At 34.9% G+C, this 16,519-nt stretch carries 19 protein-coding genes; 13 read left to right on the forward strand and 6 right to left on the reverse strand.

Annotated elements, in window-relative coordinates; genetic code table 11:
- From N0B29_RS00005 to N0B29_RS00015, 3 genes are all read right to left on the reverse strand, one after another.
- On the reverse strand, window positions 1–344 hold a 344-nt coding region (locus N0B29_RS00005), incomplete at its 3' end, for a twin-arginine translocation signal domain-containing protein (RefSeq protein WP_263831665.1).
- A gap of 94 nt (window positions 345–438) precedes the next feature.
- Entirely contained in the window at window positions 439–735 is a 297-nt protein-coding gene (locus N0B29_RS00010) for a c-type cytochrome (RefSeq protein WP_263831666.1), read from the reverse strand.
- 106 nt (window positions 736–841) lie between these two features.
- On the reverse strand, window positions 842–1,531 hold the full coding sequence (locus tag N0B29_RS00015) for a response regulator transcription factor (RefSeq protein ID WP_263831667.1): 690 nt from the start codon (window positions 1,529–1,531) through the stop codon (window positions 842–844).
- 113 nt (window positions 1,532–1,644) lie between these two features.
- Between N0B29_RS00015 and N0B29_RS00020 the strand changes: the two genes are divergently transcribed.
- The 13 genes from N0B29_RS00020 to N0B29_RS00080 all read left to right on the forward strand — a co-directional run bounded on the left by N0B29_RS00020 (window position 1,645) and on the right by N0B29_RS00080 (window position 13,991).
- A complete protein-coding gene (locus N0B29_RS00020; RefSeq protein WP_263831668.1) occupies window positions 1,645–3,291 on the forward strand; it encodes a PAS domain S-box protein in 1,647 nt (548 codons plus the stop codon).
- Between the two features lie 195 nt (window positions 3,292–3,486).
- Window positions 3,487–6,090, forward strand: coding sequence for a Sec-dependent nitrous-oxide reductase (gene nosZ / locus N0B29_RS00025; protein WP_263831669.1), 2,604 nt, complete (start codon window positions 3,487–3,489; stop codon window positions 6,088–6,090).
- A 137-nt stretch (window positions 6,091–6,227) separates the two neighbouring features.
- A complete protein-coding gene (locus tag N0B29_RS00030; protein WP_263831670.1) occupies window positions 6,228–7,010 on the forward strand; it encodes a cytochrome C in 783 nt (260 codons plus the stop codon).
- Window positions 7,011–7,015: 5 nt separating this feature from the next.
- A complete protein-coding gene (locus N0B29_RS00035) occupies window positions 7,016–8,314 on the forward strand; it encodes a nitrous oxide reductase family maturation protein NosD (protein WP_263831671.1) in 1,299 nt (432 codons plus the stop codon).
- Window positions 8,315–8,325: 11 nt separating this feature from the next.
- A complete protein-coding gene (locus N0B29_RS00040; RefSeq protein ID WP_263831672.1) occupies window positions 8,326–9,060 on the forward strand; it encodes a 4Fe-4S dicluster domain-containing protein in 735 nt (244 codons plus the stop codon).
- A complete protein-coding gene (locus N0B29_RS00045) occupies window positions 9,057–9,644 on the forward strand; it encodes a c-type cytochrome (RefSeq protein WP_263831673.1) in 588 nt (195 codons plus the stop codon). Before N0B29_RS00040 ends, N0B29_RS00045 begins: the two co-directional genes overlap by 4 nt.
- Window positions 9,641–10,126, forward strand: a complete 486-nt coding sequence (locus tag N0B29_RS00050; RefSeq protein ID WP_263831674.1) for a c-type cytochrome — start codon at window positions 9,641–9,643, stop codon at window positions 10,124–10,126. The genes N0B29_RS00045 and N0B29_RS00050 overlap by 4 nt, the downstream gene beginning before the upstream one ends.
- Before the next feature lie 14 nt (window positions 10,127–10,140).
- A complete protein-coding gene (locus N0B29_RS00055) occupies window positions 10,141–11,049 on the forward strand; it encodes a NapH/MauN family ferredoxin-type protein (protein WP_263831675.1) in 909 nt (302 codons plus the stop codon).
- Window positions 11,046–11,684 carry an ATP-binding cassette domain-containing protein gene (locus N0B29_RS00060; RefSeq protein ID WP_263831676.1) on the forward strand — a complete coding sequence of 213 codons (639 nt, stop codon included), beginning with the start codon at window positions 11,046–11,048 and terminating at the stop codon, window positions 11,682–11,684. The genes N0B29_RS00055 and N0B29_RS00060 overlap by 4 nt, the downstream gene beginning before the upstream one ends.
- Window positions 11,671–12,114, forward strand: a complete 444-nt coding sequence (locus tag N0B29_RS00065) for a hypothetical protein (protein WP_263831677.1) — start codon at window positions 11,671–11,673, stop codon at window positions 12,112–12,114. The genes N0B29_RS00060 and N0B29_RS00065 overlap by 14 nt, the downstream gene beginning before the upstream one ends.
- 62 nt (window positions 12,115–12,176) lie before the next feature.
- A complete protein-coding gene (locus N0B29_RS00070) occupies window positions 12,177–12,683 on the forward strand; it encodes a nitrous oxide reductase accessory protein NosL (protein WP_263831678.1) in 507 nt (168 codons plus the stop codon).
- A gap of 1 nt (window position 12,684) precedes the next feature.
- Window positions 12,685–13,512, forward strand: coding sequence for an ABC transporter permease (locus N0B29_RS00075; protein WP_263831679.1), 828 nt, complete (start codon window positions 12,685–12,687; stop codon window positions 13,510–13,512).
- Between the two features lie 8 nt (window positions 13,513–13,520).
- Window positions 13,521–13,991 (forward strand): nitrous oxide reductase accessory protein NosL, encoded by a 471-nt coding sequence (locus tag N0B29_RS00080; protein WP_263831680.1) that lies wholly within the window; start codon window positions 13,521–13,523, stop codon window positions 13,989–13,991.
- A gap of 89 nt (window positions 13,992–14,080) precedes the next feature.
- Here N0B29_RS00080 and N0B29_RS00085 read toward each other — a convergent pair whose 3' ends face one another.
- From N0B29_RS00085 to N0B29_RS00095, 3 genes are all read right to left on the reverse strand, one after another.
- On the reverse strand, window positions 14,081–14,203 hold the full coding sequence (locus N0B29_RS00085; RefSeq protein ID WP_263831681.1) for a hypothetical protein: 123 nt from the start codon (window positions 14,201–14,203) through the stop codon (window positions 14,081–14,083).
- Between the two features lie 216 nt (window positions 14,204–14,419).
- Window positions 14,420–14,908, reverse strand: coding sequence for a CreA family protein (locus N0B29_RS00090; RefSeq protein WP_263831682.1), 489 nt, complete (start codon window positions 14,906–14,908; stop codon window positions 14,420–14,422).
- Window positions 14,909–15,349: 441 nt separating this feature from the next.
- On the reverse strand, window positions 15,350–16,498 hold the full coding sequence (locus tag N0B29_RS00095) for a Fic family protein (protein WP_263831683.1): 1,149 nt from the start codon (window positions 16,496–16,498) through the stop codon (window positions 15,350–15,352).
- Between the last annotated feature and the right edge of the window lie 21 nt (window positions 16,499–16,519).

Raw genomic sequence — 16,519 nt, forward strand, 5'->3', positions numbered from 1 at the left:
AATTGTTTCGTTGCAGGCATCCATGTTGGAATACAGCCTAAATGGGTACAAAGCCCTATCATGACAGCATAGTGTTTATTGCCCGCTACAATGTCACGTTTCTCGTTCTTAGGCATATCTGCACTTTTTCTCAAGATGAAAATAGGCTTGCCCCTCCATTGGATCGTTTGCACTTCTCCTTCTTTCATTGGAGAGAGATCAACGGTGATGAATCCAGCAGACTGTACACTTGGAAGTGGATCCCAAGTCTTTTTCATAGCGCCAAGGGCTATGACCCCACCTGCCGCTGCAAAACCGCTGAATGCCATGCCTATAAAGTCTCTTCTGCTTGTTTCAACAGCCATTCTTTGTTCCTTTCGTGTAGTATGAAATATTGAGAATTCTAGTTATTGGTAATTCGAAATGCAGAAAGGCTGTGGTGAAATATCACCACAGCCTTTATTTATAAGAAGCGATGGTAGTAGCAACTGCTTTTAAGTCATCATCACTTAATGCTGTTGCAATGGGTTTCATAACATTTTTCATAGGCCCACCCTCGCCATTTTTATAGCCATTAATTGAAGCTGTAATTTTTGCAACATCCCATCCCGCAATAATTTGCGATTTGTTCAATGCAGATTTTGAAGCTTTATCGCCATGACATGAAAAGCATTTGCTTTTGTAGATTCCTTCGCCATCAGCCGCCATAAGCGATACTGCTGCCACTGAGATGAGCATACACGCTATCTTCTTCATTCTTAAATCCCTCCATTCATTAATATTTTAATATATTTCTAATAATAGAGTGACATTTTATAACAGAGCGAGTTTCTTTTCAGTCGCTTTGTAAAAATAAACCATTTTAATCTTTAATTGCGTATCCTAAGTTACCAATTGTTTTAATAACATCATTTGTTATTTTTTTACGTAATTTAAAAACAAGATTTTTAAGTGCTGAAGGCGGAGCTTCTTCATAGATATAAAGCTTATCTTCAAGAATTTGCCTTGTAACTAAATTGCCTTTATGTGCCAATAATATTTCAATAAATTCGATCTCTTTTTGTGTTAATGTAATAGAGATATTGTCTTGTAAAAAAGTTTTATTCGTATAGTCGTAGAAGCTTGTATTGTTAATTTTGACAATGGTTTTTGACTTTTCCAGTAAAATGCTTGCACTGCTTTCTAAAAGTCTTGTCAAATCTCCTTCTTTAATCGGCTTTACAACATAATCAACTAATGAAAGTTTGATAGATTCTAGTAAAAAATCTTTGTCAGTATAAGCACTTGTAACAATAATGGGGATATCATGATTGTCTTTTCTAATATGCTTAATTAATTCGAGTCCATTTAATTTAGGCATTTTCACATCCGTAATAACAATATCAGGATGATGTTGGTTATAAAGCATTAAAGCCTCTTCACCATCAGATGCCGTGTAAACTTTATCGACATACAATAGTAAAACTTTTGCAAAACTATCTCTCAGATTTTTTTCATCTTCAGCAAGCAATAACGAACTATTTTTTAAAACAAATGCATATTTATCTAACAAAAATTTCCTCCATTTTGAATCTTGCCTTGAGAAATTGTAACACTTTTTTCTCTAAAAGAAAGCTATAATTCTCATAGTGTACTGTAATATTAGTCGCAAAAGGGAGTTTTTATATGATCGAAACAATTAACTTTACGAAACGATATATTATTGCACTTTCCATCATAGCACTCCTTTCTATTCTAGCCTATTACAATCTAAATCATCTTATCAGTAGCCAATCCAATGATGGAAAAATAATTAATATCAGTAGTAAACAAGGAATGCTTTCTCAACAAATTGCTCTGTATGCGATCTATTATAAAACGGATAATTTACGTACAAATATTGCGCTTATGGAAGAAGCTCATAATTTATTGATTTCGTTCCCTATGTCAAATGAATTGAAAAAAATTTATTTTGAAGAGCCGTTTTTCTTAGATAAAAATGTTAGAACCTACTTGTTTCATGCAAAGCGTTTTGAAGAAAATCGTGATGGAAGAAGTTTAACGTATATCTTACAAAACTCGCAAAAGCTTTTAGATAATTTAGATCTAGCTACTTCAATCTATGTTGCAACGACAGAATCAAATACAATAAAACTCAAAAACGTCGAATTTTTTATTTTTATTTTTACACTTGTAACGCTTTTTTTCGAGGCAATTTTCATTTTTAGACCAGCTACAAAGAAAATTACAGAAGTGACAAAAGAACTTATTAAACAACATGATTATGCCAATACTATTATTGAGTCCAATACAAATGCCATTGTAACACTTGATTCGTCACTTAGGATTCAAACGTATAATCATATGGCAGAAAAGATATTTGGCTACACAAAACAAGAAATTATTGGAGAACTTTTCTTCCCAAAAATAATCTCAAAAGAGTCTCTACCCGTAGAACAAGAAGGCATTTTAAATTTTAAAAAAATTCTTGAAATTGAGAATAAAGAAGAAGTACGCGAAATTAAAGCCGTCAATAAGAAAGGACAAATATTTCCCATTAGAATTTCATTTGGAATTAGTGGAGAAGAAAAAAATATGCTCATTATTAGTATGCAAGATATTTCAAAAGAAATACTCAAAGATAAAATTATGATGCAACAAGCTAAATTTGCAGCGCTTGGCGAGATGATTGCTATTATTGCACATCAATGGAGACAACCACTGGCTCAACTTAATTTTAATTGTATGTATATTCGAAAAAAACTCACGGATCCAGAGTTAATGGAAGAAACGGCTAAAAATGAAGAAATTATTCAATTTATGTCAGAAACTATCACAAATTTTGAAAATTTTTATAAACATGTAGATAACACTGTTTTTAACCCTATCATTTCGATTAAACAGACGCTTGTGCTGCTTGAATCTTCTTTAAAACTTTATCAAATCAAACTTATTCAGAAAATTGACTCAAAAATGAATATTTTTGGTAATTCAAATAGCCTGTCGCAAGTCATTTTGTCGATTATCCAAAATACAATTGATATTATTAAAAGCTCTGACATCAAAGATCCTTTTATTCAAATTACCCTCGAAAACTCAGATAAGTTTGTTGTTCTAACAATCACCGATAATGCAGGAGGAATTCAAACTCCTTTAATCAATGATATTTTCAAGCCTTTTCATAGCAATAAAAACAAGCTCTCTACAGGGATTGGTCTTTACATGTCAAAATTAATTATAGAAAATCAATTTCACGGAATAATAAACGCTAAGAACACTCATTGTGGTGCTCAATTTAATATATTACTGCCTTCTTGCTGCGATAATATGTAAATATATGCTTTTTTTACTACCTAATTTTAACTCATAAAATTCTAGCGACTCAAAAGAAACTGACTCTATTATAGAATTCCATAGTCAACTTAAAGTGTTAAATTAATGTTAAATAAAAAGAATAAAGAAGATACTGGCCATATCGCTCTTTATGACAGTTGTTTAGCATAATCTTATGTTTTTAAAGGAGGATATATGGAAAGAGGTTTCAAACTTCTATCATCGCTTGTACTCTCTAGTACTCTCTTAACAACAGTATCTATTGCTGCTGGTGGAGATGGGACTTTAGATAAAGTGATGAAAGAAAGAGGTCTAAGCGAAGCAGATGTCGTTCGTGCTGCAAAGACCTATAATCCAACGGGCGTACATGACAAATACCTCATCTTTAGTTCAGGTGGGCAATCTGGACAGGTATTAGTTTATGGTGTTCCTTCGATGAGGATACTAAAGTATATTGCTGTATTTACGCCAGAACCATGGCAAGGATATGGTTTTGATGAAGAAAGTAAAAAAGTACTTGACCAAGGTAAGATTAGAGGTAAAGACATTACTTGGGGTGACACACACCACCCAGCGCTTTCTGAAACAGATGCCAAAGTTGATGGTAAATGGCTTATTATTAATGATAAAGCCAACCCAAGATTGGCAGTTATTGATTTGAGCGATTTTGAAACAAAACAAATTGTTGTTAACCCTGTATTTAAGTCTGAACATGGTGGTTCATTCTTTACACAAGACTCTGAATGGATCATCGAAGCAGCACAATATGCGGCGCCATTTGACAATAATTACCATCCGATTGAAGACTATAAAGAGAGCTATCGTGGTGGTGTAACCATGTGGAAATTCGATCCTAAAAAAGGTAGAGTTCAAGAAAAAGACTCTTATACCATTGAGCTTCCTCCCTATATGCAAGATTTAAGTGATGCGGGTAAAAAAGTAAGTCACGGTTGGGGCTTTACCAATTCATTTAACTCAGAAATGTACACCGGCGGAATTGAAGTAGGTATGCCACCTAATGAAGCGGGTATGAGCAGAAACGATACAGACTACCTTCACGTATACAATTGGCAAAAACTTGCGGAACTTGCAAAAGATCCAAAAAATGTCAAAGTGATCAATGGTCATAGAGTTGTTCCTATGGAAGTTGCTGTCAAAAATGATGCTCTTTTCCTTATCCCTGAGCCTAAATCTCCACACGGTGTCGATGTTGATCCAACAGGTGAATACATTGTAGTCTGTGGAAAATTAGATACACACGCATCGGTGTATAGTTTCTCAAAAATTCAAGCATTGATCAAAAATAAAGATTATGCCGGTAAAGACCCATACGGTATTCCTATTCTTGATATGAAAAAAGCTTTACATGGTCAGCTTGAATTAGGCCTTGGACCATTGCATAATCAGTATTCACCTGTTGATGGGGAAATTTACACCTCATTGTATGTGGATAGTCAAGTTGTAAAATGGAATTTCAAAACCTTAAAAGTATTAGATCGCGTCAATGTTCACTATAACATTGGACACTTAGCGGGTATGGAAAGTAATACGGCTGATCCACAAGGTGAGTATATTATTGCACTTAATAAATTATCAATTGATAGATTTAATAATGTAGGACCTCTACATCCACAAAATCATCAGTTAATTGATATTCATGGCAATAAAATGGATCTTCTTGTTGATATGCCTATCCCTCTTGGAGAACCACATGATGCTGTAGGTATTCGTGCGGATAAACTTCATCCAAAAGTACGTTACGAAATGGGTACAAATTCTCGAACAGAGCAAATCAGTGAAGGAAAAACACTGGCTGGACAAGAGAGAATTGAACGTAAAGGTAATGATGTAAAAGTCTATGCAACGCTTGTACGTTCACATATTAACCCAGAGCGAATTACCGTCAATAAAGGTGATAACGTCACAATCTATATGACAAACCTTGAGCGCGCAGAAGATGAAACACATGGTTTTACAGTGGATAACTACAATGTTCATGCATCCGTAGAGCCAGGTAAAGTTGCAACTGTTAAGTTCAAAGCTGATTTAGAAGGTGTTTTCCCTTACTACTGTACAGAATTCTGTTCTGCACTTCACTTAGAAATGATGGGTTATTTAATGGTTAAAGACCCTAACAAAAAATATGAAAGTGCACAAAAACTCAAAATGGCAACGATGAGTAAAGAACAACTCAAAGCTGAATACGACAAAACGGTTGCAGTCAATAAAGCAACAGATGATGTTATTCAAAGTGTTGTGAAATTCCTCAAAGAGAACCATTATGAGAAACACGATGTTGTCAAAAACCTTGTAACAGACGCGCTTGATCAGTACGGCAAAATTCCTGAGCAGAAAAAACTCTCAGATGCTGCTGTCAAAGAAGGCGATTTTGAAAAAGCTGTCTTATTTGAAAATATGATCTGGCAATACATGGTTAAAACAGCAGACGTTGGTATCAGAGCTAAAGACTTACTTGTTAAGTTCGTTGCAACCAAACAGTCTCCAGAAGCTGCCAAAGGTGAAACTGCCTTTAATGAAGGTGGATGTTCAGGTTGTCACGTTATTGGAAAAGTAAGTTCAGGTCCAGATCTTACTGGTGTATTGGGTCGTCATGAAAATGGTGAAAAATGGGTAGCTGATTTTATCAAAAACCCAAAAGACAAGTTTGAAGACCCTTATGTCAAAGCGATGATTGACTACTTTAACTTGAGAATGCCAAACCAAAACATGAAAGATCCTGAAGTAAAAAGCATTATTGAATATCTAAAATGGATTGACAGTAACGCTAATTTATTTTAAATTTCATATCTTCAACCCGCAAAGATTCGATCTTTGCGGGTTGACATGTGTCAATGTTAAAAATAAGAATTCAAGATACACTATTTTTATCTAAAGATTTAACGTTAGTTTTTAGCTAAGGATATTAAGGAGAAAAAATGAATCAAAGTTTACTAAAATCAAAAATCTTTGCAGGTATTGCATTGGTGATCATGACACTGTCATTTACATTCCCAATGATCAGTTTTCATGGTGTGCTGAATAAAATTGATGCCGGTAAAAAAGAAGAAATTTCATCTTTCCAAAAAATCGTTTGGGGAATATATAATCAAGGTAGATATAAAAGCACTACTACCCCTAAAGATGCCCACAACAACTTGGACAAAATGATTGTAAGCTCTTCAGAAATTGGTGTCGCATCACTTCCTATTTGGTCATGTTCACTTGAAGCTCCAAACTATCCAAAAGAAGCCTTCCCCGAAGGCATTCCTGTCTTTTTTCACTTTGATGGATTTAGTGGTGAAGTGCATGAGATGAATACGATCAATCACTACATTGGTATGGATCCTATGTGGAGAGGCGGTATATTAGAGCGTGAAATTGGTATTTATGCCTTATTATTTTTAAGTTTGATTATGGTCTATTTTATTGCTTATAATCAAAAAGTGATGAGCTACTTTATGCTCATTCCAACTTCATTACCCTTGCTCTTTATAGCAGATTATTCTTATTGGCTCTATTGGTTTGGACATAATCTTCATGACTGGGGTGCTTTTAAAATCAAACCATTCATGCCTACCGTTTTTGGTGATGGAAAAGTAGCACAGTTTACAACACATTCTTATCCAGCCATCGGGTTTTATGGCTTAGTTCTTATCGGTATCTTTTCGCTGCTTGCTATCTTGGCACGAAGTAAAGCGATGAAAGAAATTGGTCAATAAATATTATGAAACAACTTCTTTTTCTCGCTTTTTTAACACTGTCAACACTCTATGCCAAGAGTGACTTTATATATGAAACAAGAGAAGAAGTCGTTCCATATACAGGCCCTATTAAAGAAACGCATAGAAGTTCTATCCAAGATATTATTGATAATGCCAAAGAGGGCTCTATCATAAAACTTAAAGCTGGTATTTATGAGGGCAATATTGTTATTACTAAACCCCTGAGCATTATTGGAGCCGAAGAAGGTGTCATTATAGATGGATTAGGCGTTGGAAGTGTTATAACGATCAAAAGCTCTTATGTAACCTTGAAAAATCTTACGATTCAAAATAGTGGTGAAAGATCTGACGTTCTTGATGCTGCAATAAATATGACAGGCGATACGACAACAGGGGCACTTGTTCAAAATGAAGTGAGCCATTGCAAAATCCTAGATTCCCTTTTGGGTATCAATATGGAAATAGTCAATAATTCACTCATTAAAAACAATTATATCACGTCAAAAAATTATGAACTTGGACTCCGAGGAGATGGTATAAGACTATGGTATAGCAATGACAATATGATTCAAAAAAACCATCTGTATCGATCCCGTGATATGGTCGTTTGGTATTCACATGGCAATACCATTGAAGAAAATTTAGCTGAACATGGAAGGTATTCACTCCATTTTATGTATGCAGGCAAAAATTTTGTCCACAACAATACCTTTCAATACAATTCTGTCGGTATTTTTTTCATGTATTCTAACGATACGATTGCAACAGGAAACGTCATTACCAATGCACTTGGTGCTACGGGTATTGGTATTGGGCTCAAGGACTCTTCTAACTTCACAATTGAAAACAATACCATTGTCTACAATGCACAAGGTATGTACATTGATCGCTCTCCTTTTGAGCCAGATTCGCATCTTTGGATTCGAGGTAATCAATTTTTATTTAACTCCGAAGCATTGCATTTTCATTCGCTGTGTGAAAATGGAATATTTGAAAGTAACATTGTCAAAGGCAACATTGAAGATGTTGTGAACGACTCACGCAGTAGTGATAATTTTAAAAATGAATTTACGAAAAATTATTGGGACAACTATGAAGGTTTTGATACGAATATGGATGGTTATGGGGATAACCCTTATCGTGTTTATCAGTATGCTGATAAGCTATGGGCGTACAACCCCTCTGTAAAATTCTTTTACGGTTCACCCGTTATGACTTTATTAAACTTTTTGTCGAAATTGGCTCCATTTTCAGAACCAATTTTCTTATTAGAAGACAAAAAACCTAAGTTTACACATTAATTGGAGAGAAGATGGCATTACATGTAAAGCAAGAAAGAAGAGAATTTATCCACTATTCTACACTGGGTGTTTTAGGGCTAGTACTTGGTGGAGGTGTTATTGGAGCACCTTATCTTAAAGGAAGAGAAACCCATTTAAGACCTCCTGGAGCTGTGGAAGAAAATAGGTTTTTATCGCTTTGTATTAAATGTGGACAATGTTTACAAGTATGCCCATACCATTCGATTAAATTGGCAGATTTTGCAAAGGGATATGGCATGGGAACACCTTATATTGAAGCAAGAGAGCGAGGCTGCTACCTTTGTGGCGCACTTCCTTGTGTTCTAGCCTGTCCAACAGGTGCATTAGACCATCATGCTGAGAAACCTGAAGACGTTAAGATGGGAATAGCTGTTTTCGCATTTCCAGAAACATGTTTAGCCATAACAAGAACCATCGTACCGAAAAATCAAATCGAACGAATTTATAGCCATCCACATACGCGTAATTTGGAAGAAAATGTCCTTAAAAAACTCTCAACATACGAGGGCAAAAGCTGCACCATTTGTGCGGATATGTGTCCATTTCCTAATCCTTTGAATGCTATCGAAATGATCGTCACAGAAGATGGAATTAAAAAACCGCAAATCAATCAAGGGTGTGTTGGCTGTGGCGTATGTGAAGAGCTTTGTCCAGCATCTTCGCCATCCATTGTTATTAAACCACGCGAAACTTACGAAACATTTTACAAAAAGGAGCAAGTATGAAAAAATATTTCATTCTTAGTTTATTCATTTTATTAACCTTCAATGCCTGCTCGGACAAGAAAGAAGAAAAAAATGTGCAAGCAGTTGAAAAAAATGTATCGCAACAAGCTGGGAAAATTGAAGTAATTGAAAATGATAATTTTAAAGAGGAAAAAGTTCAAGTCAAAAAAGATGACAGCAATGAGAGCAAAAACTTCTATTACGATTATCATCAAGAGGCAAAAGCTCATGCACAAAAAGAAGAAGAGAGTAACTATACACCGCTAGGTGCAGTGCTTAAAGCAAGAAGTCCTTATGAACATGTTGAAGTTGGTCTGCTTGTGAATCAACTCAGTAAAAATTTTATTGTTAAATGTTCTGCGTGCCATAATCATTATGCCAATGGTATCATTGGACCATCACTCCTAAGTAAGGACAGTGCCTATATTTTCAAAACGATCTCTCAATATAAAACGGGAGAGAAGAAGAACGTTCTCATGAAAGAATTAGTTGAGCAAATGGACGATAAAGAGATCAAAGCATTAGCAGATGAAATTTATACATTTAATCAAGAAGTTAAAAAATTAAAAGAGAGACAAAAATGAAAAATATTATTGTAGGAGTAATCACATTTGTGATTCTTGGAAGTATGGTTTATACAGTCAGTCAGGGTACTGCATTTCAAGGTGGACAAGCAGCTAAAATTATTGAGAATGTATCAAAAACTCAAACTACGGTATCTCAGCAAAAAACTCAAGTAGCTACAGAAAAAAGCGATAGAGATATAGAAGCAGAAAAGATCAAATCGCTTAAAGATAAAGCGGGTAATGCTGCCGCATTTAAAGTAAGTGAAAATTATAAACGAAAATGCGCTTCTTGCCATGGCGCTACAGGTGAAGGTGCGGTTGGACTTCCTCTTTTTGGCCAAAGTGCAGAACAACTCTATTCCAAATTACTTGAGTTCAAGAGTGGAAAAAGAGACAACCCTATTATGAAAAATGCCATCATGAATCTCAATGAAAATGACTTTAAAGAACTTTCTGCCGAAATTGGTGACTTTAAGGCAAGATCCGAAGCATTAAAATAACCAAAGGACATCACGTGAGTAGTAAATACGAAGAGCGAAAAACGATTGCTAAAACATCATTTTTTTCTACATTTGTTGATGAGTCAAGAGATGGGAAAAAGATGTTAAGTATAAGAGCTATAAGGTGGATTGTTATTATTAGTATTCATCTATTGTTCTTTTTGTCATTTAAAATTGATATACAAATACTTGAAGGAACACTCAATGGATCGCGATTTTTAGGATTTCATCTTATTGATGTTTTTACAACATTAGAAGTTTTTGCAGCCACATACCACATGCCGATCAATATGATTATTGGAACGGTAAGTATTTTAATCGTCTATTTACTCGTTGGTGGAAGAACGTATTGCTCATGGGTATGCCCTTATGGGTTACTCAGCGAAATTGGTGAGAAACTGCATAGTATCTTAGTCCAAAAAAAGGTTATTAAGGAAAGAGTTTTTGATTATCGTATAAAGTATATTTTCTGGGGGATTTTTCTAACCCTTGCCTTTACAAGTGGTTACTTAGTCTTTGAACTCTTTAATGTTGTTGGTATTTTAAGTCGTTTTATAACCTATGGGTGGAGTGCTGCTCTGGCTTGGGTCATAACTGTTTTTTTAATTGAAGTTTTTTTTGCAAGACGTGCATGGTGTAAGTATATCTGTCCTATTGGAACAACGTATGGCTTTGTTGGTGTTGTGAGTGCCTCAAGAATAGAATGGAATGATAACTGCGATCATTGTATGGTGTGCCATGATGTTTGCTTTGAAAATCACATTTTGGAACTAACAAAACCACAGTACGATAAGCAACATAAAGAACTTGGCATTAAAAAAGAAATTGTGACAAGTGGCGATTGTACACTATGCGGACGTTGTATTGATGTATGTCATTCTGATGCATTGAATTATACTTTTAGATTAAAGAGTCTCCTATGATAGAAATTCACAATGTCAGTAAAAAATTTGGCAATGTCCTCTCGTTAGATGATCTAACATTGACATTAAATAAAGATGATTGCGTTGCGCTTATGGGGCCTAATGGAGCGGGAAAAACTACTTTAATCAGGTTAATACTAGGCTATTACCATCCTAATAGTGGCACGGTTCTGGTTAATGGACTTGATCCGATTAAAGAGAGGATACAGGTATTACAAAACATTAGTTTTGTTCCACAATTACCTCCTCCGATTAAATTAAATTTGGATGAACTTATCAGTTATGCTTGTAAAAGTACCAAAATAGAAAGAGATGCTATCATCCATTTTGCGAAGGAAATGGAGCTTGATATTGAACCAAATTTAAGTAAATCATTTTTTAAATTAAGCGGTGGCATGAAACAAAAAATGCTAATAGCGATCAGTCTAGCACGTCAAAGCGACATTATTATTTATGATGAACCAACAGCCAATCTCGATCCAAAAGCACGAGATAATTTTCATCGCCTCTTAAAAAAAGAGACACGTTCTAAAATTGCATTGTTCGTTACCCATCGCCTTGATGAGATGAAAGAACTGGTCAATCGACAAATCTATATGGATTTAGGAAAGGTGTTGAGCGATGAAAAGATTTAATGCACTCTTCCTTTTTTTACTGATGATTTTAATTTCAGGATGCGACACAAAGATAGACTTGAGTCCAAAGAAAGTTCATTGGGATCGCGATATGTGTGAGCGCTGTAAAATGGTTCTAAGCGATCGTAATTTCTCAGCACAAGTCATTAATCCAACCAATGGTAAAAGCTATGTTTTTGATGATATTGGCTGTGCTATTTTATGGTTTGAAGAAAACAACATAAAATGGAAAGACAAAGCTGTAATATGGGTTAATGATGCAAAAACAGGTGCATGGATAGACGCGCGAAAAGCATTTTATGATGTTGCCAACATAACGCCCATGGCATACGGATTTGGTGCGCATGCCATGAAATCAGCCATTAAAGAAGGTCAAGAAATGATTGATTTTGAAGAAGTCTCTAGAAGAGTTATTAAAATAGGCAAATGATGATGCAAACAAATTATCTCAATTTATTCTATGATTTATTGAATCAATAATGGAGCTTTTTTGTGAAAAATAAAGTTTTAATTTGGGTACTTATTTTATTTCCCATCATCGTTCTTAGTGGATTCTTTTGGACGTTACATGTAAAACAGCAATTGCCAACAGACATCAGCAACAGTGACAAAAAAGCATTGGAATTTAAAGACAATACCATCCAATGTCCACAATGCCACATGTATCTTGCGAGCGCAAAATATACGGCGCAAATTATTACTCAAGATTCAAAAACACATTTTTTTGATGATGTGGGTTGTGCTATTTTATGGCTTAAAGAACAAAAGACAGAACCACAGTCTATCACTTTTTGGATATTCAGTAATGATACACATCACTATATAGACGCTTTTAAAGCATTTTATTCTATCAATGATATTACACCAATGCATTATGGATTTGGTGCATACGAACAGGAAAAAGAAGGCTTTATCGACTTTACTGAAATGCGCCTTCGTATGCTTCGAGGTGAAAATATGAGTGATCTTAAAATTCGAAAAAAACTAATAGGACATTAAGATGAAAAATTTATTGCTAATTGCTTTTCTCGATATCAAAGAGTCTGTAAGAGCACGTTGGTTTATTGTTTATACATTGGTTTTTGGAGGTCTTATTGCCCTCTTTTTTATTGCAGGCGTGACAGAATCGCAAGTTATGGGATTTAGTGGACTTAGTAGATTATTGCTGATGTATATACAAGTTACGATTGTTATTCTGCCTATTTTTATTCTTATCACTACTGTACGTTCCATTTCAGGCGATAGAGACAATCATATATTAGAGTACATGCTTTCATTCCCTATCTCTTTGCCACAATACTATTGGGGGAAAATTATTGGAAGATTTACAACTGTTTTTTTACCTGTCTTCTTTGCAATGATTCTTGCATTAATTATTGGAACTATAAAAGGTGCCAATATTCCTTGGAATATTTTTCTACTCTATTCTGGTCTACTTTTTGCCCTTAGTGCGGCTTTTTTAGGAATATCATTTTTAATATCTTCTGTTGTCAAATCTTCAGAAGTTGCGTTGGGACTTTCATTTTTTGTTTGGATTGTTTTGCTTGCTTTTATCGATATTGCCTTAATTAGCCTTATGATGCAACACCGTTTGAGCGAAGAAATTATCATTGCTATCTCACTTGTCAATCCAATGGAGATTTTTAGAGTTGCCGCGATCAGCCTTTTTGACCCAGAACTAACGGTTATGGGACCTGTCGCCTTTTATATTTTAGATAACATCCATCTTTCTGTCTTTATTTTATTTTCTATTCTATACCCTATCCTTTTAGGCTTGGGATTTGCATTCTTTGGGTTTAACATATTTAAAAAAACAGATTTAGTGTAGGAGAAAAAATGATTAAAAAAATATTGATTGTTGCTTTAGCAGTAGGTGCTCTCTTTGGAGCTAAAATGGAAATTACAAAAGATACAACATGTCTTATACGAAAAATCAAAGTCTATCAGGCACCAGAATGGGCTGCAACAATTCAAGTAAGAAGTGGTGAAGTCATCTATTTTTCAAGCCCAAAATCCATGTTTGAATTCTATTTTGAACCATCACGTTGGCCAGAATACCAAGTAAAACAAAATGACGATATGCGCATCAATGTAACGGATTATGAAACACTAGAAAAAATTCCTGCACGCGAAGCATTTTATGTCTATGGAAGCCAAAAAACAAGTCCAGCAGGAGACGATTTACCCGCTTTTGCAAGCAAAGAGAAAGCAGAAAAATTTGCAAAACAATATGAAGGAAGAAGAGTTCTTGATTTTTCCCAAGTTTCCAATGGGCTAATCAATCTTTTGAACAACAAACTGCGCTAGAACATGCAATGAGAGACGACCCATCTCTCATTGCATAATTTATTTTTAAAAGACAATGAGAAATTTTATATTTGATAGGAAATTTTCCTTTAACACCCACTCAAAATTCGATTGCGGTGATCAATCCTCGGTCTTTGCAATGCTTCAATAGTTTGACTATCAATTTCCCATTCAAGTTTAACGGTTTCATCGGGAATGCGCCTAATTTTCACATTGGGCTTTTAAAAGAATTTTATATGGCGAAAATTATACTTCACCAACAAAATAAAATAGGTATTAACGTTATTTATCAGTGCTAAAGTTTGCAGAAATACGATATTGTTAGTTTTTAAGCTTTCTTTATAAGGTGAAAAGCAAAAGTTAAAATTCCCATTTACTTTTGTTCAATAATGCTATTAATATCTTTTATAATCTTGACGTGCAAATTACTATTCGAAGAGTCTATTAGTAATTTGCACTGTTGAAATTGCATTTTTAGGTGAGCCATCAATGAGTTTATCTGAATATGTTAAATAAACAAGAGTATTACGTTTTGGATCATAAAAGCGGACAACTTGAATATGCTTGAATAAGAAAGAAGTTGATTCTTTGAAAACGCGCTCGCCATCATTTTTTTTAGATTGAACATCTTGAGGCAAATTAATCACCCCTGTTTGCCTGCAAGCAATAGATGCATCAGAGGTATCTTCTGCAACACCAAACGTACCTTTCACGCCTCCTGTCTTTGCGCGCGATAAATGGCATGAAACTCCTGGTATTTTAGGATCGTCGAACGCTTCAACTAAAATTTTGTGATTAGCGCCAACCAGTACAAAAGCTGTATCGACAGATCCAATTTCTTCTGCATTCATTGATATCGTAGAAATCAACAATATGATACTAAAGCCTTTAACTAAGTTTGTTATGTTTAAAGCCATTTTGTATTCCTCTATAATGTTCTCATTAATGAAATTATACATAGCATTAGTAAACATAAGATTCAACAAACTAAGTTTAGCTCAATGTGTCTAACCTTTGTGTCTAAAACTTATTATTATGACAGTATAGTGCAAAAGAAAACCACTATTAATGATGTTGAATAAAATACTAAAAGCTCTATTTTATGGGATTTTTTGAAGTTTTAGGAGTGGTGTCAAGAGGGGGACTCGAACCCTCGACCTCCGGCTTATGAGTTTGATAATACGAAATACAGAGCCTATCGAAAGTCCTACCCAGTCGTGCATTAGGCATTTTTATTGGGTCTTTTTTTGAGCCAAATTTTAAAGGCACTGCACCCGTTCCTAGTATAAAATTAAGCTGGATATGGATGAGTCTTTGAAGGAAAAAACTGCCTTATTGGGAAACTATTCAGTCAATTTTCATGAAATAATAATTTCATAACGTGTATTTTTGCCTTTTGTTTCAGGATCCACTCGAATACATCCAAAATCAACTAACTCTTTTAAATCTCTAACTGCCGTTCTTGGACTTGCTTTTGTAATAGCAATGTATTTTCGTTTTGTAATGCCACCTTCAAAATTTTCCATTCCTATATCCAGAACCTTATTAAGCACTTTAATTTCTCTTGCATTAAGTCCAGTATTGCGATGATTATCCCAAAATTTTGTCTTATCAATGATGTAGCCCAAACTCTTTTTCGCATCTTCCAAAGCGTGAAGGAGCGTTTTTAAAAACCACTCAATCCATACGGTAATATCAATACCTTCATCACTTTCTTTGATCGGTTTTAAGCCCGTAGTAGCATCAAGAACTTCATAATATCCTCTTCTATCTTTGAGAATGGAGGTTGACATCGAATAGAGTTTAGAGAAATTTGAACGTTCAATTTTAGATAAAACCAAATCTGTAATAGCCCTTGTTATTCTTCCATTACCATCATCGAAAGGATGAATAACCACAAACCATAAATGCGCAATAGCCGCTTTAATAAGAGTCGAATCTTGCTTATTAAACCAATTTAAAAATGCGTTCATTTCATCTTTCAGTGTATCGCTTGGCGGTGCTTCATAGTGTACTTTTTCTCTACCGATGGCACCAGAGACTACTTCCATTTTGGAAGAACCTCTAAAATCTGCCACAATAATCTTTTCAAATCCACTGTATCCTCTTGGAAAAAGTGCATTGTGCCATCCAAAGAGACGTTTTAAGGTAAGATCTCCTTCATAATGAGTATTTGCATCTATTAAAATATCAATGATGCCATCTGTGTGTGTATCAGCAACTCTGCTGTGTTCCATATTAGCGAGCCCTAGTTTTCTACCAACCGAAGCTCTAACACTCTCTCGATTGAGAATTTCTCCTTCAATAGCAGAACTGTTCAAGACTTCACTCGATAAAGATTCCCACTGCCTCATACGAAGTGTTTCATCATTTAAAAATCGTGTAAATGCAATGAGATAGCCCTGCTCCCTACTAATACTCTGCACAAGTGGTTCTATGCTTTTGGCATCATACGTAAAATGAGGATAGTTCGTTTTTTGCCAAATCCAGCGTGCTGATTGTTTCACTAGGACTCCTCTGTAGGTTAT

The organism is Sulfurospirillum oryzae, from assembly GCF_025770725.1.
GTDB classification, from domain to species: Bacteria; Campylobacterota; Campylobacteria; order Campylobacterales; family Sulfurospirillaceae; genus Sulfurospirillum; species Sulfurospirillum oryzae.